The organism is Burkholderia sp. Ac-20365 (assembly GCF_017104715.1).
Taxonomy (GTDB): domain Bacteria; phylum Pseudomonadota; class Gammaproteobacteria; order Burkholderiales; family Burkholderiaceae; genus Paraburkholderia.
Map to the genome: position 1 here is coordinate 152,782 of NZ_JAAGPI010000003.1, position 24,368 is coordinate 177,149.

Sequence of the window (24,368 nt, forward strand, 5' to 3'; positions counted from 1 at the left end):
GCAGCAGGGCATCGACATTCAGTCGAACGGGCGCGTGGGGCCCGGCCGGCTGAGAAGTATTCCGCGTTCCTGCAAATCCCGAATGAACGCCGCGCTTAGCTGACGCTCGGCGAGCACCTCGGCGTTGTGCTCGCCCTGAAAAGCGGGGCTGCCCGGCTGCGGCAATTCCGACTGGCTGAAATGCCAGGGCGCGCCGGGCATGCGTGTCGTGCCGCCCGATCTGTCGTCGACATCGACTAGCGCACCCCATTCCTGCACCCACTCGGATTCGGCGAACTCATTGACGCTGCGAACCACACCGATGGCCAGCCCTGCTTCGCTGACCTGCGTCTGCAGAAGGTCGAGATCGTTGAACGTGAGAATCCACGCGCGGACTTCGGCCAGCAAATCGGCAATGTTCTGCCGCCGTAACAGCGCTGTGCCGAAGCGAGGATCACTCAGCAGATCGTTGCGGCGCATCATCGCGCAGTAACGCGAGAACATCGGCGTGTAGATCGGGCTCCCTGCGATAGTTAGCTGGCGCCCATCGGGCAAATCGAAGATGTGCGAATCGGGCGCAGAGAGAATGATCGGCTCGCCGTCGGTGTCGATTTCCGACAGTTGTGCGCCTACGCGTTCGTTCACCGACAACATGGTGGCGGCCATCGAGACATCGACGTGTTGCCCTTCACCCGTACGCGCACGATGCGCAAGCGCGGCCAGGATGCCGATGACGCCGTGAAGTCCCGTGTACATGTCGGCGTGGCTGCATGCGTCGTTGCGGACTTCCGTGAGCGCATCGCCGAAATGGTGCTGGACTATGTCCGTCAGTCCCGATTCCGCCTGCACGGTCGGCGCGAACGCAGGCCGGTTACGCCATGAGGTCGATTGTCCATAGCCACTCAACGAAGCGTAGATCACGGACGGATTGAAAGCGCGCACCTGCTCATAGCCGAGTCCAAAACGGTCCAGCGTCCCTGGCCGAAAATTCTCGACGATGATGTCTGCGTCGCGGCACATGTCGACCATGATCGAGCGTGCCTCTGGAAAGTTGAGGTCGAGGCTCACGTTGCGCTTGCCTGCGTTCTGCTGCACGTAATACAGCGACATGTCGCCGATATGCGGCATGCTCACGCGGCCAATATCGCCGGAGGGCGGTTCGATCTTGGTCACGGTGGCGCCGAGATCGAGGAGTGTTTTGGTGCAATGCGGTCCAGCCAGCACGCGCGTGAAATCGATCACACGAATACCTTCGAGCGGTGCTGACATGATCAGTCTCCCTTGAATTCGGCGGTAGCAGGCCCCGTCGCGAAGAACGAAGCGAAACCGCGTTCGCGATCGCCCGTCTTCCAGATCATGTTGTTGAGGTTGATCTGTTCCAGGTCTGCGCTGCGCACGCCGCCATTGGCAGCGAGATTGGCCTGCTGCTTGATGCCGTTGAGAACCTTGGTCGGGCCTGCCGCGAGTTGGCGGGCGAACGACAAGGCCGCTGTCTGGAGCTCTGCTTCGGGCACGACGTGATTGATGATTCCCCAGCGTTCGAATGCCTCCGCCGAATGCCGACGCCCGATCAGCGCGATTTCCTTGGCGCGCACGACGCCCGCTCGCTGAACGAGCCGTTGTGTGCCGCCAAGCAGCGGGATCAAGCCCACGATGTTCTCGACCTGGCCGAAGTAGGCCGTGTCCGCGGCCACGATCATGTCGCAGGTGAGCGCCAGTTCGAGGCCGCCGCCGAGCGCTGCGCCGTGAACGGCGGCGACCGTCGGGACGGGTGCGTTCTCGAGCACGTCGAGGAACTCGAGGAATTGATCGGCGTTGTGCTGGATTACTGTCTTGCCATCGGTAAAGGAACTCATTTCTGCGCCTGCGCAAAAGTGCCGCATGTCGCTCCTGAGGATGATCGCGCGGGCGCCATCCGCGACGACACGGCGATACGCAGCGAGCAGATCCGCGATCATCGCGTCGTCGATCAGGTTGTGCGGTGGCTTGGCGAGCGAAACGATTCCGACGGCGCCGTCCATATCAATCTTTACTGTGGTCATGGTTCTCTCTGCAATGGGCGATAGGCAAAGCAAAAGTCACGTGCTTCGGGCAGTTCATGCCGTGCTGCAGGCGCGGTTGGGTGAGGTGACGAGTCCGTTACGGATGTCTTTGATGAAGGCCGCCAATGGGGATCAGCGGACGTGTTGCATCGCCGCATGGGGACCGATCGCGCCATCCTTCCATTTCGGATGGGTGTTGATCAGGGTCGGTCGCGAGTTCCGGCGCGGGTCTGGCTGAGGGCTTCAAGGCTTGTCTCCATCTGTTTTCCGGCTTGCGCCGTTGATGGTTACTATCTCAGCGAGACCTTTTGGCGGCAACGTTCAACCCTGCCAATTGCCGCGTCAAAGTGTGCCAACCGCGCTCGACGAAGTTTGGGAAAATATGCGAGCATTATTCGCAACTGAAGCGAGACATATCGTGCGTCCCCCGAAAATCATTACGCCGTTGCATCCGGATCTCGATGCGCCGACTCAAAGTCTTCTTGGCCTGGCCGCGCTTGCCGCAGAACTGGCCGCAGAGGGCGTGTCCGTCAATAAACTGTTCGCGCACACTGGCGTCCATGCGAACCAGTTGGAGGATTCGCAGGCGAGAATTTCGCATCGTCAGCGTCTCGCCATTTATCGAAACGCCCAGCGGCTCGCAACAAGAGCCGATGTCGGATTGCTTGCGGGTGCGCGTCAGAGGATCAGTGACTTCGGCATATACGGCTATGCGATGGTCAGCAGTACGACCTTTGGGGACGCCCTTAAATTCAGCGTCGAGAATGTCAGGATGGCCGGCGCGGTTTTGCAGATCAGCTATTCAACAGAGGGAGACACGGCCATTCTGAGCAGCCACGGGCTCGCATCGTTGGGTGACATGCTGCCGTTCGTCGCCGAATTCTGGCGAAGCTCGATGACGGTATTGTTCAGCCGGGTGCTGGAAGCGCCTTTTCCTTCGAAGCGGATGGTCATGGCGTATCCTGCGCCGCCACACTGGCGAAATTACGAAAGGATGTTCGACTGTCCTGTGGAGTTCGGCGCAGACACGATGGAGTGGCATTTCGACGTGCATGTACTGGATCGTCCGTGTCCAAATGCGAATCCGATTACTGCGCAAATCTGCCAGCAGCTTTGCGATCGGATTCTCGAAGAACGGGATGGCATTCCCGAACTTCCGAGGCAGATCCGCATGGCCTGCCTGAACGCGCCGGGCGTGTTTCCATCCGCAGAGAAGATGGCTGCACAGCTCGGCATGTCGCTGCGAACCTTGCATCGACGGCTGGCCGAAGATAACTACTCGTATCAGACTTTGTTGAACGATGTTCGCCGGTCGCTTGCCATCGAATTTCTGGAAAATACGAGGCTTCCCATTGAACAGGTCGCCGAGCGCATCGGGTTTTCGGATGCAGCGAGCTTTCGCCGGTCTTTCAGGAAATGGACTGGAAACTCACCTGGCGTGTACCGCAAGGGTGTGGGTAAGGATGCGTGACGGGCGTTGTCGTCTCCCTCTGGCCGTTGTGCATCCATGAATACGTCATTTTTTTGCGCTGACTTCCCGTGCCGGATTATCCCGTGCTGTAGTTGGCGGCGTTCGTTGGCCGCGTTCGTGACGTCGGTTCGCGGGTTCGAAACGGCGTTCGACATGACTCGTCGATTACCCCTGCGAAACCGGACGTTTTGAGATCGCAGCGTTTCCAGATGAACGGGTGCGGAAGGGCGGCCCGAGCCTCAAGCGACGGGAATCGGGTTGTCCCGAAGCGAGAGGTTGAACTGGTCGACAAACGCATTGCTGCGCAACCTGCTGAATTTGTGCGCCGTCCGCGATGTCGAGTTCGATCGTGTCGATGCCCGGATTCGCCTTTGCGACCTCGTCAAGCAACGCCTTGCAGCGCCCCGCGACGATAACCCTGTTGCCGCGCTGATGGAAAGCTTCGGCGAGCGCACGGCCAATACCCGACGTGCCGCCAGTAATGAATATGGTGTTGTCCGGCAGTTTCATGCTCGCTGTTCCTTCGAGATGACGATGGGTTCGATACGAATGTCAGTGCGTGGCCGTGTAGCGCGCGGCCGGAACGTTGGTCGACAGCAGGGGCGACATCGTGCGTCGCGCGCTTTCGTATTCGTCCCATCTGGCGACATCATGCAGCGAAGGAATCGTTACGAGCTCGCCCCGATCAAACCCGACCAGTGCGGCGTCGACCATGTTTTCAGCGGACATCACGATCGACTTGTCCAGGTTTTCGAGCGCCAGGCCACCCGTTTGCCAGAACTCGGTAGCCGTCGCGCCCGGCAGCACGGCCTGGATCTGAATGCCTTTGCTGGCGAGTTCGTGATGCAGGGACTGGCTGAATGCAAGCACGAACGCCTTGCTGCCGCCATAGACGCCATTGAGCGCTTCCGGCGCTATCGCGACAATTGACGAGATATTGATGACGGCGCCTTTGCCGCGCGAGAGAAAGCCCGGCACGGCGGCATAGGTAAGCCGCATCAGGGCCGTCACGTTGAGATCGATCATGCGCGACATCGCATTGACATCACTGTCCGCAAGAGGTGTGTGCGTGCCGACACCCGCGTTATTGACAAGCAGGGTGATTGTCGCGTCCTGCTTCAGCTTCGCTTCGACGATCGACATGCCATCCTGGGTGCCAAGGTCGGCGTCGAGAATTTCGACGCTGCGTTGCGTTTGTGTCGTGATGCGGCTGGCAAGCGCAGCGAGTCGCTCGCGGTTGCGTGCAACGAGAATGAGTTCATAGCCGCGTCGCGCGAGGCGCTCCGCGTACACCGCACCGATGCCAGACGATGCGCCTGTAATCAGCGCCGTGCCCAAGTGTGATTGCGTCATCATGTCACTCCGTGTCAAAGACGATGGTGGGAGTGCATTGTGGTGCCGGAAAGAGCCAACTCAAATGACGTTTAAGGTCATGTTTTAGGACATGCCTGGCACTGTGGGTCGTAGGGAGAATGAATCGCGAAACGGAGGAACGGGGCAGGAAGTGGGTCTTGATCTGGAACCGACCCGGTCGCACGAAATCGATTTTCGTTACAACGATTATGGAAGTCACGGAAAGCCGCGGTGTATGCGGCAATACCGCATCAATGTATTAATCGTCGATAGGGCGTTCATTGTCAGTCACATTCCGGGACTCTCGTCTTAACGACTGCGGCGTCATTTGATAGGTTCGAGTGAAAACTTCACGTAGGTGGCGCCTGTCACGAAACCCCGTTTCGCGAGCGATGGTTTCAAGCGAATGACGGCCACGCTCAATCAGATTTCTTGCCGCTTCGAGACGCAGGCGTTCGATTGCCTTGGCGGGCGATTCGCCGGTCTCGGAAAGGAAAATGCGCGCAAATTGTCTGCTGCTGAGATGTGCTGCTTTAGCGAGATCGTCGACGCGCAGGGGTTTGGACAGATTAAGGCGTGCATGTTCAAGCGCCATCTGGATTCGATCCGACTTCGGTGCAAGCGCCAACATTTCAGAGTGCTGCGACTGTCCGCCTGAGCGTCGATGTGGCATGACCATCGCACGCGCCACCGATATCGCGAAATCCGCGCCGAGATCCTTTTCCACCAGGCCAAGCGCAAGGTCTATCGCCGCCGTCAACCCCGCTGATGTCCATATCGAACCATCGACAATAAAGATGCGGTCAGCTTCGACGTGAATATGCGGCCAGCGTGCCTGCAAGGCGTCTGCGAAGGCCCAATGCGTGGTCGCGCGCTTGCCGTCGAGAAGCCCGGCTTCAGCCAGAACGAATGCACCCGTACAGAGGCCTGCCGTGCGCCGCGAGCGCGCAGACGCATCGCTCACGAACCTGAGTTCTTCAGCGGTCGTGGCGCGGTCGGTTGGATTGGCCACGCCGCTAATCATCCACGTGTCGGCTGTCGCGTTCGAATCCGCCCGCTTTGTGATGACAGAGACACCGAGCGACGAACGAATTTCTCCGCCCCGCAGTGAGTAATTCGTCACATGATAAATCGGTTCGCGCGCAACGATGTTGGCGATTTCGAATACGGTCTGTGTCCCAATGGCCATGACCTGGAAGTCGTCCGTCAAGAAGTAGCCTATTCGATGCATTAATTCCACCAGCCGCCATGTCCGAAAAGGTGAGTATAAATGTCGTAGGAAAAAAACGTTTGTGACGTGGATGATAAGCACCTGTGAATCGCGTTCGACACAGGAATGTCTTTATTGCATTAGCCGGGACTGGATTTAGACGGTCGATAACAGTTTCGAACCGGTATCGCGTGAAAGTTTCGTTAATCCATCACATACTTGTAGAAACATGTTCGTCGGTCAGAAGTGCGACGCCGCGCCCGCAAGACGTTCGACATGGATCAGATGCGACTGCCGCACGGTCTTTGTACGTTATCAACCACCAGCGGTTTTATCTTATGAGAATGCTAATGCCTAAAGCGGCATCACCGTCGGACGACGGCGAGATTATCGAGCGGGCGCTGCTAAGTTTGCTTTGTCCTAAGCCTTTGTTCCTCACTCCGCCCGTCGAGACCTCGTTCAAAAAGAAGATGCGCCGGGAGAGATTGCCGGCTGCGCAAAACAGTCACCAGGCCGAATGGATCCCGCTGCCAGCCCGGATTGTCGTGCAAGAAATACTGTCGGCCCATACGCTCAGTATCTACTGGAGCGATTCCCAGACCGGACATTATGCAGAGCAGATCTGGCGTCTGGGTCTGGCACGGGACGATGGTTTTTGCGTGCTCTCGGGGCGCCCCATCGTGCGAGGCGATGAAGTGTTTCGCCCCCGACGCAGCATGACGCTCGTCCCGGCGAACTGGCGTCGCATGATTCTCGCGTCGGATGTGATCGCGACATTCGCTTCTGCGCGGCACCAGAGAGCCGCTGCGTAACGTCATGCCGCTTTACCGTGAGTGTCGCGCCGTGCATCCGGTTCGACCAAACGGGTTGCCGCGGCGGTGGGGGACGGTGCCGCCGTCGTTGCACAGATTCATCGTCATCTTGAGCGAGCGATCGCTCAAGCAAAAACGCCGTGAATGGATTGGCGTGCAGCGCACGCTGCGTCCGTTGCCGGCTTTCAGCGTGCTGCCCATATCGGGTTTTGTAATCGACGAACAAACAGGAATTCCGCGATGACAACGATCGAGCATTTCGAATATGTGTTTCTTGGTGGTGGCAAGGGTGGAAAGACACTGGCGATGGAACTCGCGCAGGCGGGCCGCAAGGTTGCAGTGATCGAGCGAGGCATGATCGGCGGCTCGTGCATCAACGTCGCGTGCATTCCGACCAAGACCCTGATTCAGACCGCGCGCACCGAACACATCCTGAATCGACAGGATGGTACGGGCGCCGACATGGCGAAAGTCTCGCAACGCGTGAAAGCCGTGGTCGATAGCATGGTGGAGATCAACCGCAATGCGTTTCGTGATTCCGGCCTCGAACTCGTGCTGGGTACGGGGCGCTTCGTCGGGACGCGCCGGCTCGAAGTGAAAACGAATGACGGCGGGTTACGGTTGATCGAAGGCGAACATGCGTTTATCAATACGGGCACGACGGCCGCAATCCCCGACGTACCGGGATTGAAGGCTGCTGAACCGTTGACGCACGTCGAGGCGCTGGTGCTCACGACATTACCGGAAACCCTGATCGTGCTCGGCGGTGGCTATATCGGACTGGAGATGGCGCAGGCATTCCGTAGACTGGGCAGCAACGTCACGGTGGTGCAAGACGCACCGCGCGTGGCGATGCGCGAAGACGAGGACGTCACTCAGGCGATCGAAACCGCGCTGAAGGAGGAGGGCATCGACATCAGAACCGGCGCGAGACCAGTCAACGTGACGGGCAAGTCGGGACAGGCAGTGACGGTTGCATTGCAGGACGGCACCACAGTGAAAGGCAGTCACATTCTCGTTGCGGCAGGCCGCACCCCCGTCACGGCGGATATCGGTCTCGATGCCGCAGGCGTCGAAGTCGACGCGCGCGGCTTCATCAAGACCGACGAACGCCTTGCCACGACAGCCGAGCGGACATGGGCAATCGGCGAAGTGGCGGGCACGCCCATGTTCACTCATGCTTCGTTCGATGACTACCGCGTGTTGCGCTCGCAACTCGCGGGCGGACATCTGACGACCACGAACCGCATCATTCCGTACGCGCTCTTCATCGAGCCAGAACTCGGCCGCATAGGACTCAGCGAAGCCGATGCAAAAGCGCGCGGCATCGCGGTGCGCGTTGTGAAGCTTCCGATGGCGGCAGTGCCGCGGGCGCGCACGAACGGGTCGACGCGGGGCTTCATGAAGATGCTTATCGATGCGAAAACGGACGATATCCTTGGCTTTGCCATGCTTGGCACCAATGCCGGTGATGTGGTGACAGCGGTGCAGATGGCGATGCTCGGCGGACTGCCTTATACGGCTGTGCGCGACGCGATCATTGCGCATCCCTTGATCTCGGAGGGGCTCAATATCCTGCTGGCGAAGGTTCCACAAGTTGTTGGGGAATGAGCCAGTCGTAGGGCGGCAAGCATTGCGCCCAATGCTTCCCTGCAAAAAAAACGTATCCCGGAGCACGTGCCCCGGGTACGATCGCTGCGGTATCGCATGCATGGTGGTTGATTGTTTCTGTCAGGCCTGTTCGTTGTTCAGCATGCTCTTCGGGATCGAGAGGATGAGCACGCAACTGATGAGCAGGCACGCGCCGAGCGCGTAAGTCCCATTGTTGATGTTGCCCGTCAGGTCCTTTGCCACACTCGTGATCATCGAGCCTGTGAAGCCGGAGAGATTACCGACGGAGTTGATGAGGGCAATGCCTGCTGCTGCGGCAGTTCCAGAAAGAATCTGGCCTGGAAATGTCCAGAATATCGGCATCAGGCCGAGGATTGCGCAGGTGGCAATCGTCAGGAAGAGAATAGACAACGGCACATTGTTCGCGAAGGTGGCGCTGAGGATGAGGCCAACGCCGCCGATGCACGCGGGAATAGCTGCGTGCAGCCGGCGCTCGCCTGTTTTGCGCGAGTGCCGCGCATTCCAGATCATGGCGACCACAGCACTCAGATACGGGATAGCCGTCAACAAGCCGATGTTGAATGTGCTCTTGACACCGGATGCCTTGATGATCGATGGCAGCCAGAACGCGAGACCGTAGAAGCCCGTGTTAAATGTGAGCAGGATGAAGGTCAACAGCCATACACGCGGACTCTTGAGTGCCGCGCCAATACTGTGGGTTTTCTTTGCGCTTTCCTGTTCGAGATTCTTCTGGAGCAGTGCTTTTTCGGCTGCCGTCAGCCATTTCGCCGACTGGATACCGTCGCCCATGCGGAAAAGCACGATGAATGCGACGAGGATCGATGGAATGCCTTCGACCAGCAGCATCCACTGCCAACCGTCCATGCCGAACGCGCCGTGTGTATTCTCCATCAGCCAGCCGGAGATCACACCGCCCAGCGTCAGGCTCACGGGAATGGCGATCAAAAATCCTGACATGGCGATACTCTGGCGCCGTGCGGGGAACCAGTAATTCATGTAGAGAATGATGCCGGGGAAGAAGCCCGCTTCACAGACACCCAGCAGGAAACGCAAGGTGTAGAACATCGTGGACGTTTCCACATGAAAGAAGCTGGCAAGCGGTGCGATGAAGGCGAGGGAGGAAGAGACGATGCCCCACGACACCATGATGCGTGCGATCCAGAAACGTGCGCCGTACCGGTGAAGAAGCAGATTGCTGGGCATTTCGAAGAGGAAATAGCCCCAGAAGAAGATGCTTGCGCCGACGGCGTACACGGCGTCGCTCAGTCCCAGCGAATCGAGCATCTGCAGTTTGGCGAAACCGACGTTCACGCGATCGAGATAAGCCACGACATAACACAGCAGCAGCAGTGGCAGAATCCGCTTCAGGACCTTGCGGTATAGCTGTTCTTCAGTTTCATCGACCGCGGCGGGCGACGCCGCGGTCTGAGCGATTGTCGGCATTGGAATGTCTCCTTTTTTCATGTCTTGAGCGCTACGACGGCGCAAATTGTTCGTGTGAATTCCAGGCGTTGCTCGCGGGCAAGCCTCAATCTGTTCGCCACAAACAAACAATCAGGCCGGATTATGTTACCGATAACAAATCGGGCTGCAACATTTCCGTCGTTTCGGATGTTATCGGTAACGAAGTTAGCACGTTGTGTCCTGAAGAGGCAAGCTAGGGGAATCTACCTGGTTCGGGATGGGCGTCCCATTTATCATGGCGTCTGATTCTGAGCCGACGCGTCTGCGCAACGGCTTGTCCCGCACATGAGTACACGAAGCCCGATGGCCACCACAACCCGAATCCCGCGAAGCGTTCTACCGAAGCGCACCGTTCATGCACAGCCCGCCAGTCCGCCGCGTATGGCCGACGTCGCGCGGATTGCGGGTGTCTCAAAGATGACGGTGTCGCGCGTGCTGGCAGGGCAAAGTGCTGCGCCCGCGACGAGAGAGCGCGTCGAGCGGGCGATTGCGCAGCTGGGATATGTGGCGGACGCTGCGGCAGGCGCGCTTTCATCGGGACGGTCAGATTTCGTCGCGGTGCTCGTGCCATCGCTCGCCAGCTCGAATTTTTCGGATACGGTGCGCGGACTCACAGCCACACTCGAACCCGAGGGCTTGCAACTGCTACTTGGTGACACCGACTATGGCCTCGAGCGTGAGGAGCGGCTCGTGCGCTCCATGTTGCGCTACCAGCCGCGATGCGTTGCGTTGACGGGTTCGCAGCACACGGATGGCACACGGCAACTGCTCGAACGCGCACGGATTCCTGTTGTCGAGATGTGGGATATCCCGACTCATCCAATCGATATGGCCGTCGGCTTTTCGAATGTCCGGGCTGCGCGCGAGATGGTGCGCTATCTGAAAGAGAAGGGCCACCGAAGGATCGGATTTCTTTGTGGGGCGAGCGACCTCGACCGTCGCGGCCTCGAGCGGCTCAAGGGTTATCTGCAGGAAATGAAGGCCCAGGATCTGGGCGAGCCACGCGTCGTGCGTTTAGGCGAATCGCCCATCACGATGACGCACGGCGCGCCCGCGCTCGATGCGCTGCTCGACCAGTGGCCTGATACGGATGCCGTCATGTGCGTGAGTGACATGTCCGCCTTTGGGGCGATCATGCAATGTCATCGTCGTGGGTTGAGCGTGCCGCGCGACATCGCGGTTGCAGGCTTCGGCAATTTCGAGGTTGCAACCTGCTCCAATCCAACTATCACTACCATCTCCGTCGACGCCTACGGCATCGGCCAGCGCACCGGTGAGCTGCTTCTCGAAGCGCAGGCCGGCGACATGCGTGGCGCACAGGTACAGCGAAAGGTGGTCATCGACTATGCAGTCGTGGCGCGCGAAAGCGCATAGCGTCTTCCGCTCTCCGGAGATGCACGCTGCGTTCGCGCGTGCTAATATCAAAAGATGTTACCGATAACAATCATGCGCGGATAAGCTTTTACGCGGTTAGGCCGGGAGCACGCCGAGCCGACATCCGATATCTGCACAAGAGACGATTTGCGCCCGTTGATCTTTCGACGGGCCATGAAACAGGAGTACAGCATGACCTCATCCAATGCACGCCGCCTGCGCAGTCAGGAATGGTTTGACGACCCCTCGCACGCAGACATGACCGCGCTCTATGTCGAGCGTTTCATGAACTATGGGCTCACGCGCGAAGAGCTGCAGTCGGGGCGTCCGATCATCGGCATTGCGCAGACGGGCAGCGATCTCGCGCCCTGTAATCGACATCACATCGAACTGGCCGAACGCACGAAGGCGGGCATCCGTGACGCGGGCGGCATTCCGATGGAGTTTCCCGTGCATCCGCTAGCCGAACAGAGCCGCCGTCCCACGGCCGCGCTCGATCGCAATCTTGCGTATCTCGGCCTCGTCGAAATCCTGCATGGCTTTCCGCTCGACGGCGTGGTGCTTACAACCGGCTGCGACAAGACCACGCCTGCCTGCCTGATGGCGGCCGCGACGGTCGATCTGCCCGCCATTGTTCTTTCAGGCGGCCCGATGCTCGACGGCTGGCATCAGGGCAAGCGCGTCGGCTCGGGCACGGTCATCTGGCATGCGCGTAATCTGCTTGCGACCGGCGAGATTGATTACGAGGGATTCATGGAACTGACGACGGCTTCGTCGCCGTCCATCGGACACTGCAACACGATGGGCACGGCGTTGTCGATGAACAGCCTTGCGGAAGCACTCGGGATGTCCTTGCCGGGCTGTGCGAGCATCCCCGCGGCGTACCGCGAGCGCGGCCAGATGGCATACGCGACAGGCAAGCGTATCGTGGACCTCGTTCGCGACGATGTGCGGCCGTCGCACATCATGACCAAAGCGGCGTTCGAGAACGCCATCGTCGTGGCTTCTGCATTGGGTGCATCGAGCAACTGTCCGCCGCATCTGATCGCGATTGCGCGGCATATCGGCGTCGAGTTGAGCCTCGACGACTGGCAACGGGTAGGCGAGCAGGTGCCGCTTATCGTCAACTGCATGCCAGCGGGCGAGTATCTTGGCGAGAGCTTTCACCGCGCAGGAGGCGTGCCAGGCGTGATGCGTGAACTCGACAAGGCGGCACTGGTGCATCGTGACTGTCTGACGGTGTCGGGGCGGACCATGGGTGAGATTGCGGACAGCACGCCCGAGCCTGACCGCGAGGTCATCAAGACGACCGCTGAGCCGCTCAAGCACGGGGCGGGATTCATTGTGCTGTCGGGCAATTTCTTCGACAGCGCCATCATGAAGATGTCGGTGGTGGGCGACGCGTTCCGGCAGACTTATCTGAGCGAGCCGGGCGCAGAGAATACCTTCGAGGCGCGCGCAATCGTTTTCGATGGACCGGAGGATTACCACGCGCGCATCAACGATCCGGCGCTCAACATCGACCAGCATTGCATTCTGGTGATTCGCGGAGCCGGCACGGTGGGATATCCTGGCAGCGCGGAAGTCGTCAACATGGCGCCGCCGGCGGAACTGGTGCGTCAGGGCATCACCTCGCTGCCAACGCTTGGGGACGGACGTCAGAGCGGCACGTCCGCAAGTCCGTCGATTTTGAACATGTCGCCGGAAGCGGCCGTCGGCGGCGGTCTCGCGCTGCTGCAAACGGGCGACCGGATTCGTGTCGACCTGAATGCCCGCAAGGTCAACGTGCTGGTGGATGAACAGGAACTGGCGCGTCGGCGCGAGAGCGTGAGCTTCGCGATTCCCGAGGCACAAACGCCCTGGCAGGAGCTCTACCGCAAGACAGTCGGCCAACTTTCGACGGGCGGTTGCCTCGAGCCTGCCACGCTCTATCTGAAAGTCATCGAAGAGCGCGGCAACCCGCGCCATTCACACTAACCGGCCCGATCAGGAGACATCTCAATGACCGCCAATCCTGCAGCAACTTTCCTTCCGCACGATCTCCAGCAGGCGCTGCTCGTTGGCCGCGTGTGGCGCAAGTTTAGTACGCGCGCCGGTGAGATTGAAGGGCCGTGTGTGGTGCTCGTGCGAAATGGCGAAGTGCTGGATATCACGGCGAGCGCGGCGACGACGGCCGATCTGTTCGAGCGTGAGGATCTCATCGCGTTCGCGCGCGCCGTGTCGGGCGAGTCGCTGGGTTCGGTGGAAGCGTTGATCGAAGCCACCTTGCGTGCTGGCCCGGCGGACGCGCCACGGCTGCTCGCACCCAATGACGTGCAGGCGATCAAGGCATGCGGCGTGACATTCGCTGTCAGCCTGATTGAGCGCGTCATCGAGGAGCAGGCGGGTGGCGATCCTGCCAAAGCGCAGGAAGTGCGTGCCACGATCGCGGCGACGATCGGCACCGACCTGTCGAAGATCCGGCCAGGCTCCGAAGCGGCGATGAAGCTCAAGGCTGAACTCGAGCGTCGCGGCGCGTGGTCGCAGTATATGGAAGTGGGCATCGGGCCGGACGCGGAGGTTTTCTCGAAGTCGCAACCGATGTCGGCTGTCGGCCTCGGAGCGGACATCGGTTTGCTGGCCGCATCGAACTGGAACAATCCCGAGCCGGAAATCGTGCTCGCCGTCAATAGCCGTGGGGAGATCGTTGGCGCGACGCTGGGTAACGACGTCAACCTGCGTGATATCGAAGGCCGCTCGGCGCTGTTGCTCGGCAAATGCAAGGACAACAACGCGTCGTGCTCGATCGGGCCGTTCATCCGCCTTTTTGACGATACCTTCAACCTCGATACCGTGCGCACAACCAGTGTGAGCCTGCGTGTGGAAGGGGCCGACGACGACTTCGTGCTCGACGGCGTGAGCCACATGAGCGAAATCAGCCGCGATCCGCAGGATCTCGTTTCGCAGACGTGGGGTCGTCATCATCAGTATCCCGACGGCTTCATGCTGTTTCTCGGCACGATGTTTTCGCCAATCAAGGATCGCGATACCCCGGGCGGTGGTTTTACGCATCATCTCGGCGACACGGTTACCATCTCGGCGCGCGAGCTGGGCGCGCTCGTGAATACCGTCCAGCTGAGCACAGAAGTGACCCCCTGGACGTTTGGCGTGCGCGCTCTATACCGGAATCTGGCGCAACGCGGACTGCTTCAGGCGAGCTGACTGTCCGGCGGGAGCGAGCGAAACAGACCGATTGCAGGAATGCTGGCCAAGAGGCTCATTGCGAGCCTGCAGCCCGCATGGCCCGATACTCCCGCCGCACGATATCCATCAGTTCCGTCACCGAAGTCAGTGCGCTCTTTTGCTCGTACGTCACGCGACCGCGCTGCATCAACATGATGCGATCGGCGATATCGAGCGTCTGCGCGTAGTTGTGCATGATCATGATGATGGACAGGCCGCCCTTTTCCTTCAGACGCATCAGCAGATCGATGATGAGACCTGCCTCGCGCGCGCCCATCGCCGCGAGCGGTTCGTCGAGCAGCAGGATCTTCGCATTGGAGTGCACGGCGCGTGCCACGGCGATTGCCTGACGCTGTCCACCGGAAAGACGTTCGACGGGTAATTCCACCGAAGGCACATGGACGCCGATGTCGTCGAGACATTGCGCCGCGCGCTCGCGCATCTGCTTGTGATCGAGCAGCTTGAACGGTCCGCGTCGCACGATCTCGCGGTTCAGGAACATGTTGTGATAAATGCTCAGCGAATTCGCCAGCGCGAGATCCTGATACACGCATTCGATACCGAGCGACCGCGCATGATCGACGGAACGCAGCAGCGTCTCCTGGCCGTCGATAAACAGCGTGCCGCCCGTTTGCTGGTGGTAGCCCGTCAGAATCTTGACGAGTGTCGATTTACCCGCGCCGTTATCGCCGAGTATGCCGAGAATTTCGCCCTTGCCGAGCGAGAGCGACACGCCGTCGAGCGCGGTCACCGCGCCGAAACGTTTGACGAGGCCCTCGCCGCGCACCGCGAGCGGGGTGTCACGCGTCGTATCTGGCGGCGCGCTCGCGCCGGGAAAGGCAGCCTGAGGTTCGTCCATTAGCGTCCTGCCTTGCGGCGAATCCGCCCGACGTGGATGTTGAAGATCATCGCCGCCAGAATCGCAGCGCCGAGGATGATGTTGAACGTGAACGCATTGATGCCAATCAGCGTAAAGCCGTCGTTGAGAATACCGAGCACCGCCGCGCCAATCAGCCCGCCGACGATCGTGCCCGAGCCGCCCGTGAGCGGCGTGCCACCGATCACCGCGGCAGCCACCGCAAGGAACATGATCTGGTTGCCGCCCGCTTGCGGATCGATCGAGGTAATGCGGAACGCTTCGAGAATGCCCGTCAGACCCGCGAGCACCGCGGCGAGAATGAAATTGCCGAGGCGCAGTCTGTTCACATGTATGCCGGCCTCGCTCGCACCAATCGGATTCGCGCCCGCCGCCTGCGTATGCAGGCCCCATCGGGTATGCCGCAGCAATACGTGCATCAGGAAGGCGACCGCCACGGTCCAGATGATCTCGCTGTAGCCCCACGCGCCCATGACCGCGGAAAATGCGGGCGATCCCGGCGTGGGCGCGGGCGTGCCGCGCGAAACCGTGAGCGTAATGCCGTTGATGAGAAACAGCGTGCCCAGTGTGGTGACGAAGGAGGGCAGCCGCAGCCATACCGTCACGGCGCCATTGACGAAGCCTATGATCGCCGCAGCGACGAGCCCTGCGATCAAGGCGAGCCACATCGGCGCGCCCGCGTCATTCGCGAACACCATCATGAACGGCGCGAACGCGAACACCATACCGGCCGACAGATCGATGTCGCCGCCGATCATCAACATGATTTCGCCGAACGCGATGATCGCAACGGGCGCGATGAACTGCGACAGGTTGACGAGGCTCGCGTTCGTCAGCAGAAAATCGTGGTTGGCGAACTCGAAATAGGCAGCCAGCAGCACGGCCACGAGCAGGATGCGCAATTCGGCCGCCCAGTGCGACGCGAATGTGCTCCCCGCGCGCCGGGGCGCGCGGGCCGCCTTGACCTTGCTGCTCTCGTTCGCTGTATTCATCACGACCGGATTGCGCCGGTCATCGGAACGATTTGCGGCTTGGTGGTCTTGCCTTCGTAACGCGTCGACGTGTTCAGGTAGGGGTCGACGGTCTCTTTGGTGACGAATTTCAGGCCGGTGTTGATATCGGCCGGTCCCACCAGTCCGCCTGACGCGAGGAACACGAACGCCTCCATCACCGTATAGAAACCTTGCACGTACGGCTGCTGGTCGATGGTGAAGTCGAGAAAGCCATCCTTGATGAGCTGGATCGTGGTCGGCAACAAATCGAAGCCGCCGCCGTGCACGCCCTTCGACGGCAGACCGGATTCCTTCATCACCTGCGCGACACCTTGCGTGCTGCCTGCATCGACGGCGAACATGCCTTTCAGGTCCTGATGGCCCAGATAGAACGACTTGATCTTCGATAGCTCCTCGTTGACCGTTGCACCCGTCGCCACCGTCTGGATGTCGATCTTCTTGCCGGACTTCTTGATGGCGTCGCTCGCGCCGTCCAGGCGTGGCTGGATGTTGAGTTGCCCCGGCGTCGCGATGAAGAGCGCGACCATGCCGCTGTCGATCAGGCTCACGATACGCTCGCCCATCTGATAACCGGACAGATACAGGTCCTGGCCGATGTAGGCAAGGCGCGGATTTTTCTTGCCGCGCGGCGCGTCAGCGTTATAGGCGAAAACAGGGATGCCCGCATCGAGGGCGGCCTGAATAGGCTTGTCGAAGGCCCCCGGATCGACGATCGGCACGGCGATCGCATCGGCTTTGGCGGCAATCGCCGAGTTGACCGCGCGGACCATTTCGCCCGCGTCCGAAGTCGCGGAGCCCGTCCATTGATAATCCATGCCGAGCAGCGAACAGGCGTCCTGAATCCCATATTGTGTGGGCACGAAGAACGGATTGGTCGTAACGTGATTGACGAAGACGACCTTCCACTTTTTGTGCGCGGGGAAAGCCGTCTCGGCGGCCTGCGCCGCGCCGATCAGTCCACCCGCGCCGCCCAGCGCGCCCATTAGCGAAAGCGCCGCGCCCAATCCTGCGCCCTGCATCAGCCCCCGCCGCACGGTGTTCAAGCCTGTGCGGTCGTGTTCCTGGTCGTCCTCGCGTTGCTGTGCCATGTCTTCCTCCGGTTTCTTTCTTCGTTGGTCGATGTGGTCGACGTTGCGTCGATCGCGTGCGGATGCTCGGCGGCGGCGGGAGTGCGCGGCAGCGTTGGACTTCGGTGTTCAGACGCGCCAGAACGGTTTGCAACGGCTTAACGTGCGCCGACGATACCGGAAAAATGGTAGTGCAACGCGGTTACGCCATCTAATCCATGTATACCCGTAACTAGTCGGACTATTTCGTTATGACTTGATGGCGGTTCGTGCAACTGCATGCGACGAAGCTGTCGTCGCCGCATCATGGGTGGTTGGTTGGCAATCTGTTGCGCCGTTATTCGCCAGACACCGGAGACGATGGCGCGAGTTGCTTGCTGACCAGCGGACACTGCAATGTCGGCTACGCGCCAGACACGAGATGTCTGGCGCGTAGCTTGAATCAGGTGGGCCTTGGGCGGCCCACCGTCGCCGCCGTTACGATCAAACCGGGAGCGCTGGCGCAGCCGGAAAATCGACCGGAACCTGCGTGGTTCCATGCAGATAGTTAGTCACCGTTTTATCGCCGATGAGAACGACGACATCCACGAGGTTCGCCTTTCCCCAGCCGGCCGCAATAAAGGCGTCCACCAGCGCGGGGTCGGCGTGGCCGCGGTTCAAGACGATGTTGCGCGTCAGTCGTGCCAGCGCATCCAGTTTTGCGTCGAAGCCTGCCGTGCCCGCGCGGACTTCGAGGATCTGTTCATCCGTCAGCCCACTCATTTTACCGATGACGGTATGCGCCGCGAGGCAATACTCGCACGCATTGACCTGGCTGACTACGAGGTTCACGACTTCGCGAGCCTTTCCAACGATTGAACTCTTCGCATTCTGGAACGCCAGGTAGTTACCGAGCGCATGTTCCGAATGCGCCAGCGTCGCATACAGGTTCGGCACCATGCCGAGGCTACCCTTGAGCTTGTCGAATATCGCCTGGTTAGCGGGGGAAACTTCTTCACGTGTGGGGACATTGATGGTCGTCATGTCATACTCCTTTTGCTACGGTTGAGAAAACTGAAAGTGCGTTTCAAGTGCCGTGCGACGAACCCCATCGCACAGCGTCAGGTATCGTTTAATGGGTTCTGGCAAAGAGCCGCGGCAACGACGTCATCAGAAGACTGATCGAAGATGCGAGAAGCACCAGGTCCTTGAGCAGAAATTGACCTGGCAGCGCGGAAATCGCCGGGAAGCCGCCGGCAGTCGCCTCGGCTACCCCAGGTGTCGTGAAAAAGAAAGTCAACGTGATCAGGTAAGTCATTGCCGACATCGCAGCGCCTACTGCAGAAAGCACGGGAACAAATGCACCGGCAGCAAGTGCGACTGCGGTGGAAAGCTCCAGCGTGCCGATAACATAGCTGGCACCCTGAATGCCAAATGCCACGTGCAGCCAGCTCATGATCGGGCTGTTTGCGATGAACGGGGCAATACCATGTGCTTCGTAACTCGTAAACTTCATACCGCCAAACCACAGAAACACGATAACCAGAGACCATCGCAAAAGGGCCTGAGATGCGTAAGCCCCTGAGGCTCGTTCGGCGACTGCAAACTCAGATAATGTCGATTGATTGGTCGATGCCATGATGAAACTCCATATAAAGACAATAAGGAAAATGGTCTCCCACTCGCGACACATCCGAGGCTGCATGCGAGTCAGAGATCTGACTCAAGTGCTAAAGAAGGACTTGATTTCTGCTGCAACCTGGCTTGAGTTTTCGTCGAGAACGAAATGTCCTGCATCGAGCCAGACGAGTTTCGCGTCCGGCAGATCGCCGAGATAAGCTCTTGCGCCGCGTGGAATGCAGAACGGGTCGTTCTTTCCCCACACGATCAACGTTTTCGGCTTGTGATCGCGGAATGCCCGCTGCCAGGTCGGGTAGAGGTCGATGTTCGATTTATAGTCTTCGAGAAGATCGACCTGATAATCCTGTACACCTGGGCGGTCGAGCAGCGCCCGGTCCAATAGCCAGTTATCCGGATTGATCGCCGCAGGATCTTTCGCACCTGCCAGCCAGTGATAGCGGGTTGCTTCCAGGCTGACGAAGTCGCGTGCCGGCTTTTCGGTTTCGTCAGTTCGTTGCTTCCACAACGGTAGAAGAGCCCTTTTATACACATCGCCCAAGCCTTCCGTGTATGCGTTGGCATTCTGGATGACGAAACCCTTCACGCATTCCGGTCGCTGTGTGAAGAGACGAAAGCCAACGGGGCCGCCGAAGCCCTGCATGTAGAGGATGTATGAATCGAGTTCGAGTGTATCGATCAACCCCAACACAGACTCGGCCAGATTGTCGAATGTATAGGTGAACTCGCTGCGCAGCGGCGCTTCCGAATTACCGAAGCCGATATAGTCGGGAGCAATCAGATGAAACCGGTCTGCCAATGCCGTCATAAGGACACGGTACATCTGGCTGCTTGTCGGCAATCCATGCAAAAGGAGAATCGTCGGCGACTGACGGTCTCCCGCTTCCCGATAGAAAACCTTTCGACCGTTCACTTCTATTGCGCGATGATATGTGCGCGTGTGCATTACTGGCTCCGTGGAATGAATCGCTTTCGAGTGGACCGCCGTGTTGACGTCGTGAAAGGATTCTGCGCATTCCCGGAAAGTGGCGATAGACAGTAAAATGTGAAAGCGACCTCTCATTTTCTGGAAGGCCATGGATCAACTCGATGCGATGGCGGTGTTTCTCGCGGCAGTGGAGACAGGGAGTTTTTCGAAGGCGAGCCGCAAGCTTGGTGTTCCGCTCGCCACGGTCAGCCGCAAGATGGCCGATCTGGAGACATACCTGAGAGCAACGCTGTTGATACGCTCGGCGAAAGGGCTCGAATTGACTCCCGCTGGCCGGTCTTACGCAGCGTCAGCGAAAGCGATTCTTGAGCAGGTGGTCGAGGCGGAGCGGACCGCCGCGGGCGAGTATGCAGAGCCGAAAGGCGACCTGGTCGTGACTGCGCCGATCATGTTCGGCAGGCTGCACGTACTTCCCGTTGTTACGCGTTTCCTCGCTTCGTATCCGGAGGTTTCGATTGGCCTGATCCTGACCGATCGGATCACCCATTTTCTTGACGATCAGGTTGACGTGGCGCTGCGGGCGGGTGATCTGCCGGATAGCAATCTGGTCGCGGTGAAATTGGGCTCAATCAGACGCGTTGTCTGCGGCAGTCCGGAATATCTCGATACGCGCGGCGAGCCCACCAAGCCGGAAGATCTGGCCTTCCACAGCGTAATCTCGTTTGAAAGCATTTCGGCGTCGGTGCAATGGAGCTTCTGGTCTGAAGGCGAGGAGATCAAGACTCCTATATTGCCGCGCTTGAGCGTGAACACCATCGATGCAGCAATAGACGCAGGGCTATCGGGCACCGGGCTGGTTCGGGCGATGTCCTATCAGGTGGCTGAATATGTACGGCAGCAGCGGTTGCGTGTGGTCCTGCAGAAATTCGAGCCTGGGCCGCGCCCGCTTCATCTCCTCTATGACAGGCAACGCAGACTGCCTCTGAAACTGCGCACATTCGTCGACTTCGTGGTTCCGCTGTTGCGAGAACGGGTCGTGGAGGCAAGTCTATGAGAAAGGATGAATTCGAAAAGCGCGGTGTTGCTGCCATCGGGCCCCAGTGGTTCCGGCAATGCGTCGCCTAGTGCCTCGGGATCCGTCTCGTAGGGGATGATGGGATATTTCCCGGTCGATGAACCTGTAAGGGCCACGCGGACAGGAAGGAAACGCAGCGGGCATGGACGGCAGGGCAATGTCTTCACGCTTCATGGTGCTCTCCAGGATCGTCTGATGTTGCAGAAAAAAGGGTGATTCAGATGCCAGCACGGACGCCCGCGTCGACGCGTTGAGTCGCGCCAGGTGTCGCAGCGGCCGCATGAGCGGATGTCTTCAGATGAGCCTTTCCCGTTGTCGGCATGCCGCCGACCGGCGGCACATGGCCATTGATCTCATCGGCCTCATTCGAGCGTGTGAAACGTAAATGGGTGATATCCGTCGGGAAAAACATGCTCCAGCTCCATTCCACAAAGATCCGCAGCTTGCGGCCAAGGGTCGGAATTCTGGCGAGGTAAAACGCACGCCACAGCAGCCAGGCGGGGAGGCCGGTCAGGCGTATGCCGTAAATTGACGCGACGCCTTTCATATGTCCAATGGTGGCCATCATCCCTTTCGCCACGAATGCGAACGGGCGAGTCTCTCGGCCCGTCAGACGACGCACAAGGTTGTCTGCGAGTTGATGTGCCTGCGCGACCGCGTGCTGGGCGGTCGGCGGCGACGGTTGACCCGTCGCCGCGTTGTGCACCAGCGCGCAATCTCCCGCTGCCCACAGAGCGGGGAAGTCACGCACGCTCATATCGCCATGCGTGGTGATCCGGCCGCGCTCGACGGGCAGGCCGATGCGTGTGGCGAGCCGTTCGATCAGCGGGTTGGGTTTCGTGCCGATCGTGCAGATGACTGTCGAGCCGTCCATGCACTCGCCATTCTGCAGTACCACGCCTTCTGCGCTGACATGCGAGGCACGCGTGCGGAGTCTGACGTTGATGCCCCTGTCCGCCATCCGCTGCGCAGTGATCAAGCCAAGCGATTCTGGCATCTCCGGCAGCAGCCGGTCGCCGTCGTGCAGTATCGTGACGGCAAGTTCCTCATCCCGCACGAGCCTGTAAAAGGGCCGCACGCTATGGAGATAGTCGGCCAGTTCGCCCGCTACCTCGACGCCGGAGAATCCCCCACCTACAACGATGAAATGTCCAAGCCTGCGCCTGACTTCCGGGTCTGATTCCAGTTCGATGCGCGCAAGCCGTCGCAGGACCTGATTGCGGATGAACATCGCGTCGCCGATCAGCTTGAGCGGCAAAGCATGTTCCTTCATGCCCGGTACAAGTTCGAGATTTGCACGCGTTCCGAATGCGAAGATCAGATGCTCAAAGGCGATTTCGCGCGTGCCGGCCAGTGTCGTGCCACGTACGGTCCGGCGCTCGTAGTCGATGTCCTGGACGGTTGCCATGATGAAGCGGGAGCGCTGGATCATCTGCCGGATCGGCACAATGACCTGCTCCGGAAAAACCGATGCGCCCACGACTTCAGCCAGCATCGGATTGAAGGTGGTGAAGCTTTCGTCGCTGATGAGCACCACACGATAGGGCGCAGGCAATCGCTTTTCGAGGGCCTGGGCGAGCGTCGTACCGGCAAAGCCCCCGCCGATGACCACGATGTTTTTCTCGGCTTCCATGTCAACTCCTTACGTACCCGTCGGCCGGAGTGGCCTGGGTCTGGTAGGTAGTGTGCGAACCGCTCCTCACGTGCGCGTCGCCTGGAGTTCACTTTTCTGTCACGGCACCCGGACAGTCAGGTCCGTCTCGGCGGCCAGATCCCCGACTGACCGTGCAGCTCTTGTCGACCTGATCTCCAGATAGCCCTGGGACGTCGCCAGCGAATAGGTGGCATGTGGCGCGATGGCCCGTGTGCGTTCGCGTTTGTTGTGTTTCTCGAGCTTTGCGGCCAGATTGACCGCGTCGCCGATGACCGTGTATTCGAGCCGCCTGCCGTCGCCGGCGATCTTCGTGCACGTGCCGGCTGGCAGCAGCACCCATTCGTCGCCGGCTGCATCCCGCGTGGCGCGGTCGACATAGCCATGTCTTGCGGTGCCGCAGTCGTTACGGACGGCACGCACTACGCCGAAGCATCGCTCGCGACTGAATGTGAAGGTCGCGCCCAAGTGAGGGCCGAGATGGGTATTGCGGTCGAATGGCGCCAAGCGCGCTGATGACCACAATGACATTGCCAATGCGGTGGCTCATGCACGCTCGCTCGTTTCGTGTTGCCGGCGCGCGTGCAGCAGCCGGCGCGACAACGACACAATGCCGATCGCGAAACACATCGCCGCAAATGCGACCCATGCGTATGGCCGCAAGAGAGGCATCGCTACCAGAACGAGCGAGTCGTTCCCGCCAGGAATCATCAGGCTTGCCCACCCCATCAGCGCACCGCCACTCAGGCAACGCGCCAGTAGCGACGGGGTGACGCGCGTGCCGCCTGCACGTTCGCCGCGCATGGCGCGGCTGATCCCGGCTGACATCGCACCCAGCAGCAGTGCACCGAGCAGCAGTCCGCGCGAGGCCGTAGCGCCGGCGTGTCCTCCCTGGGCAAGATCGGCGAGCATATCGGTGTATGTCCAGGCGCCATCGAGCACAAACAGCAACACGAACGTAATCCCGATTGCGGCAGTCGCGCTGTGCGGTAGCCACGATGCACGATTGTTCTCAGCCGGATCCGTGTCTGGCAGCCGGGATGGCGATCCCGCGTGGCGTGAGCGCAGAGCACAGGCCGAAAGTGTCGCTGCTATTGCAACGAGTAACACCGCGATAGATGCGGGCGCATGCAGCACGGGCGAGTCATGCAAGGGGACGCGGATCGCAGCCGTCAGGCCACGCGCGGCGATGTGACAGCCGGCGTAATAGCCAATGGGCGTTGCGACGTAGCTCCACTGACCTGCGCCGATACGCGCGATTGTGCCCAGCGCGCACGCGCCGTTCACCGAGGCACCTAGTCCCAGAATCAGACCACCCCAGACAGTCGCGCGAGTCACCGGCGAGCCAGCAGGAAACGATGGCAGCGCATCGAATGATCTTGCAATGAACAGGCCGCCAAGCACGAGCGCGGACGCTAGCAGTATCGCGAGCAGACGCCCGCATTTGCGCTCGTCGATGAGCTCGTTGACAGCGGCCACGGTGCAGGTTGCCCCGCGCCGGATGGCGACACCCATCGCCAATGCGCAGAGCACCGCAAGTGTTGTCGTGATGGCACGAGGTGGGACATCGATCATGACCGT

22 protein-coding genes are annotated in these 24,368 nt (G+C 60.0%); 7 read left to right on the forward strand and 15 right to left on the reverse strand.

Features of this window, described 5'->3' with window-relative positions; all coding sequences use genetic code 11:
- Positions 1-18: 18 nt before the first annotated feature.
- Together G3O01_RS07145 and G3O01_RS07150 are read right to left on the reverse strand one after the other, a co-directional pair.
- On the reverse strand, positions 19-1,248 hold the full coding sequence (locus G3O01_RS07145) for a CoA transferase (RefSeq protein ID WP_205803843.1): 1,230 nt from the start codon (positions 1,246-1,248) through the stop codon (positions 19-21).
- Positions 1,249-1,250: 2 nt separating this feature from the next.
- Positions 1,251-2,021 carry an enoyl-CoA hydratase/isomerase family protein gene (locus G3O01_RS07150; RefSeq protein ID WP_205803844.1) on the reverse strand — a complete coding sequence of 257 codons (771 nt, stop codon included), beginning with the start codon at positions 2,019-2,021 and terminating at the stop codon, positions 1,251-1,253.
- Between the two features lie 283 nt (positions 2,022-2,304).
- On the opposite strand from G3O01_RS07150, the gene G3O01_RS07155 reads away from it, so the two are divergent.
- Positions 2,305-3,492 (forward strand): AraC family transcriptional regulator, encoded by a 1,188-nt coding sequence (locus tag G3O01_RS07155; protein WP_241023743.1) that lies wholly within the window; start codon positions 2,305-2,307, stop codon positions 3,490-3,492.
- A gap of 165 nt (positions 3,493-3,657) precedes the next feature.
- Here the strand turns inward: G3O01_RS07155 and G3O01_RS45720 are convergent, their stop codons facing one another.
- From G3O01_RS45720 to G3O01_RS07170, 3 genes are all read right to left on the reverse strand, one after another.
- Positions 3,658-4,002: an SDR family NAD(P)-dependent oxidoreductase gene (locus G3O01_RS45720; RefSeq protein ID WP_346779157.1), complete on the reverse strand. Its 345-nt coding sequence runs from the start codon at positions 4,000-4,002 to the stop codon at positions 3,658-3,660.
- Between the two features lie 42 nt (positions 4,003-4,044).
- A complete protein-coding gene (locus tag G3O01_RS07165; RefSeq protein WP_205804080.1) occupies positions 4,045-4,845 on the reverse strand; it encodes an SDR family oxidoreductase in 801 nt (266 codons plus the stop codon).
- 259 nt (positions 4,846-5,104) lie between these two features.
- Positions 5,105-6,076 (reverse strand): GlxA family transcriptional regulator, encoded by a 972-nt coding sequence (locus tag G3O01_RS07170; RefSeq protein WP_205803845.1) that lies wholly within the window; start codon positions 6,074-6,076, stop codon positions 5,105-5,107.
- 329 nt (positions 6,077-6,405) lie between these two features.
- Between G3O01_RS07170 and G3O01_RS07175 the strand changes: the two genes are divergently transcribed.
- Positions 6,406-6,867 carry a DUF3331 domain-containing protein gene (locus G3O01_RS07175; protein ID WP_241023745.1) on the forward strand — a complete coding sequence of 154 codons (462 nt, stop codon included), beginning with the start codon at positions 6,406-6,408 and terminating at the stop codon, positions 6,865-6,867.
- A gap of 240 nt (positions 6,868-7,107) precedes the next feature.
- Positions 7,108-8,478, forward strand: coding sequence for an FAD-dependent oxidoreductase (locus tag G3O01_RS07180; RefSeq protein WP_205803847.1), 1,371 nt, complete (start codon positions 7,108-7,110; stop codon positions 8,476-8,478).
- Positions 8,479-8,598: 120 nt separating this feature from the next.
- Here G3O01_RS07180 and G3O01_RS07185 read toward each other — a convergent pair whose 3' ends face one another.
- Complete coding sequence (locus G3O01_RS07185; protein ID WP_205803848.1) at positions 8,599-9,942, reverse strand: MFS transporter; 1,344 nt, start codon at positions 9,940-9,942, stop codon at positions 8,599-8,601.
- Positions 9,943-10,344: 402 nt separating this feature from the next.
- Between G3O01_RS07185 and G3O01_RS07190 the strand changes: the two genes are divergently transcribed.
- From G3O01_RS07190 to G3O01_RS07200, 3 genes are all read left to right on the forward strand, one after another.
- Complete coding sequence (locus G3O01_RS07190; RefSeq protein ID WP_241023785.1) at positions 10,345-11,337, forward strand: LacI family DNA-binding transcriptional regulator; 993 nt, start codon at positions 10,345-10,347, stop codon at positions 11,335-11,337.
- A gap of 192 nt (positions 11,338-11,529) precedes the next feature.
- Positions 11,530-13,314 (forward strand): IlvD/Edd family dehydratase, encoded by a 1,785-nt coding sequence (locus G3O01_RS07195; RefSeq protein WP_205803850.1) that lies wholly within the window; start codon positions 11,530-11,532, stop codon positions 13,312-13,314.
- A gap of 24 nt (positions 13,315-13,338) precedes the next feature.
- On the forward strand, positions 13,339-14,538 hold the full coding sequence (locus G3O01_RS07200) for a fumarylacetoacetate hydrolase family protein (protein ID WP_205803851.1): 1,200 nt from the start codon (positions 13,339-13,341) through the stop codon (positions 14,536-14,538).
- Between the two features lie 55 nt (positions 14,539-14,593).
- Here G3O01_RS07200 and G3O01_RS07205 read toward each other — a convergent pair whose 3' ends face one another.
- The 6 genes from G3O01_RS07205 to G3O01_RS07230 form a co-directional block, all read right to left on the reverse strand.
- The gene (locus tag G3O01_RS07205; RefSeq protein ID WP_205803852.1) at positions 14,594-15,418 is read right to left on the reverse strand and encodes an ATP-binding cassette domain-containing protein; all 825 of its coding nucleotides are present in this window, start codon (positions 15,416-15,418) and stop codon (positions 14,594-14,596) included.
- Entirely contained in the window at positions 15,418-16,428 is a 1,011-nt protein-coding gene (locus G3O01_RS07210; protein ID WP_205803853.1) for an ABC transporter permease, read from the reverse strand. The genes G3O01_RS07205 and G3O01_RS07210 overlap by 1 nt, the downstream gene beginning before the upstream one ends.
- A complete protein-coding gene (locus G3O01_RS07215; RefSeq protein ID WP_205803854.1) occupies positions 16,428-17,537 on the reverse strand; it encodes a sugar ABC transporter substrate-binding protein in 1,110 nt (369 codons plus the stop codon). Before G3O01_RS07215 ends, G3O01_RS07210 begins: the two co-directional genes overlap by 1 nt.
- A 462-nt stretch (positions 17,538-17,999) precedes the next feature.
- Positions 18,000-18,539, reverse strand: a complete 540-nt coding sequence (locus G3O01_RS07220) for a carboxymuconolactone decarboxylase family protein (RefSeq protein ID WP_205803855.1) — start codon at positions 18,537-18,539, stop codon at positions 18,000-18,002.
- Between the two features lie 88 nt (positions 18,540-18,627).
- Positions 18,628-19,134 carry a DUF417 family protein gene (locus G3O01_RS07225; RefSeq protein WP_205803856.1) on the reverse strand — a complete coding sequence of 169 codons (507 nt, stop codon included), beginning with the start codon at positions 19,132-19,134 and terminating at the stop codon, positions 18,628-18,630.
- An 84-nt stretch (positions 19,135-19,218) separates the two neighbouring features.
- Complete coding sequence (locus G3O01_RS07230; RefSeq protein WP_241023746.1) at positions 19,219-20,211, reverse strand: alpha/beta hydrolase; 993 nt, start codon at positions 20,209-20,211, stop codon at positions 19,219-19,221.
- Between G3O01_RS07230 and G3O01_RS07235 the strand changes: the two genes are divergently transcribed.
- Entirely contained in the window at positions 20,210-21,115 is a 906-nt protein-coding gene (locus G3O01_RS07235; protein WP_205803857.1) for a LysR family transcriptional regulator, read from the forward strand. The two genes, G3O01_RS07230 and G3O01_RS07235, sit on opposite strands and share 2 nt — an antisense overlap.
- A 238-nt stretch (positions 21,116-21,353) precedes the next feature.
- On the opposite strand, the gene G3O01_RS07240 is transcribed toward G3O01_RS07235, so the two are convergent.
- The 3 genes from G3O01_RS07240 to G3O01_RS07250 all read right to left on the reverse strand — a co-directional run bounded on the left by G3O01_RS07240 (position 21,354) and on the right by G3O01_RS07250 (position 24,362).
- Positions 21,354-22,769, reverse strand: coding sequence for an NAD(P)/FAD-dependent oxidoreductase (locus G3O01_RS07240; RefSeq protein WP_205803858.1), 1,416 nt, complete (start codon positions 22,767-22,769; stop codon positions 21,354-21,356).
- A gap of 99 nt (positions 22,770-22,868) precedes the next feature.
- A complete protein-coding gene (locus G3O01_RS07245; RefSeq protein ID WP_241023747.1) occupies positions 22,869-23,294 on the reverse strand; it encodes a DUF2282 domain-containing protein in 426 nt (141 codons plus the stop codon).
- A 39-nt stretch (positions 23,295-23,333) separates the two neighbouring features.
- On the reverse strand, positions 23,334-24,362 hold the full coding sequence (locus tag G3O01_RS07250) for a YeeE/YedE thiosulfate transporter family protein (protein WP_205803859.1): 1,029 nt from the start codon (positions 24,360-24,362) through the stop codon (positions 23,334-23,336).
- Positions 24,363-24,368: the final 6 nt, after the last annotated feature.

Coding starts and splice junctions, on each gene's coding strand:
- G3O01_RS07190 (WP_241023785.1), top strand. CDS start 10,345: ATGGCCGACGTCGCGCGGATTGCGGGTGTCTCAAAGATGACGGTGTCG.
- G3O01_RS07145 (WP_205803843.1), bottom strand. CDS start 1,248: ATGTCAGCACCGCTCGAAGGTATTCGTGTGATCGATTTCACGCGCGTG.
- G3O01_RS07170 (WP_205803845.1), bottom strand. CDS start 6,076: ATGCATCGAATAGGCTACTTCTTGACGGACGACTTCCAGGTCATGGCC.
- G3O01_RS07185 (WP_205803848.1), bottom strand. CDS start 9,942: ATGCCGACAATCGCTCAGACCGCGGCGTCGCCCGCCGCGGTCGATGAA.
- G3O01_RS07155 (WP_241023743.1), top strand. CDS start 2,305: ATGGTTACTATCTCAGCGAGACCTTTTGGCGGCAACGTTCAACCCTGC.
- G3O01_RS07235 (WP_205803857.1), top strand. CDS start 20,210: ATGGATCAACTCGATGCGATGGCGGTGTTTCTCGCGGCAGTGGAGACA.
- G3O01_RS07180 (WP_205803847.1), top strand. CDS start 7,108: ATGACAACGATCGAGCATTTCGAATATGTGTTTCTTGGTGGTGGCAAG.
- G3O01_RS07205 (WP_205803852.1), bottom strand. CDS start 15,418: ATGGACGAACCTCAGGCTGCCTTTCCCGGCGCGAGCGCGCCGCCAGAT.
- G3O01_RS07150 (WP_205803844.1), bottom strand. CDS start 2,021: ATGACCACAGTAAAGATTGATATGGACGGCGCCGTCGGAATCGTTTCG.
- G3O01_RS07195 (WP_205803850.1), top strand. CDS start 11,530: ATGACCTCATCCAATGCACGCCGCCTGCGCAGTCAGGAATGGTTTGAC.
- G3O01_RS07165 (WP_205804080.1), bottom strand. CDS start 4,845: ATGACGCAATCACACTTGGGCACGGCGCTGATTACAGGCGCATCGTCT.
- G3O01_RS07215 (WP_205803854.1), bottom strand. CDS start 17,537: ATGGCACAGCAACGCGAGGACGACCAGGAACACGACCGCACAGGCTTG.
- G3O01_RS07210 (WP_205803853.1), bottom strand. CDS start 16,428: ATGAATACAGCGAACGAGAGCAGCAAGGTCAAGGCGGCCCGCGCGCCC.
- G3O01_RS45720 (WP_346779157.1), bottom strand. CDS start 4,002: ATGAAACTGCCGGACAACACCATATTCATTACTGGCGGCACGTCGGGT.
- G3O01_RS07250 (WP_205803859.1), bottom strand. CDS start 24,362: ATGATCGATGTCCCACCTCGTGCCATCACGACAACACTTGCGGTGCTC.
- G3O01_RS07240 (WP_205803858.1), bottom strand. CDS start 22,769: ATGGAAGCCGAGAAAAACATCGTGGTCATCGGCGGGGGCTTTGCCGGT.
- G3O01_RS07225 (WP_205803856.1), bottom strand. CDS start 19,134: ATGGCATCGACCAATCAATCGACATTATCTGAGTTTGCAGTCGCCGAA.
- G3O01_RS07175 (WP_241023745.1), top strand. CDS start 6,406: ATGCCTAAAGCGGCATCACCGTCGGACGACGGCGAGATTATCGAGCGG.
- G3O01_RS07230 (WP_241023746.1), bottom strand. CDS start 20,211: ATGGCCTTCCAGAAAATGAGAGGTCGCTTTCACATTTTACTGTCTATC.
- G3O01_RS07200 (WP_205803851.1), top strand. CDS start 13,339: ATGACCGCCAATCCTGCAGCAACTTTCCTTCCGCACGATCTCCAGCAG.
- G3O01_RS07220 (WP_205803855.1), bottom strand. CDS start 18,539: ATGACGACCATCAATGTCCCCACACGTGAAGAAGTTTCCCCCGCTAAC.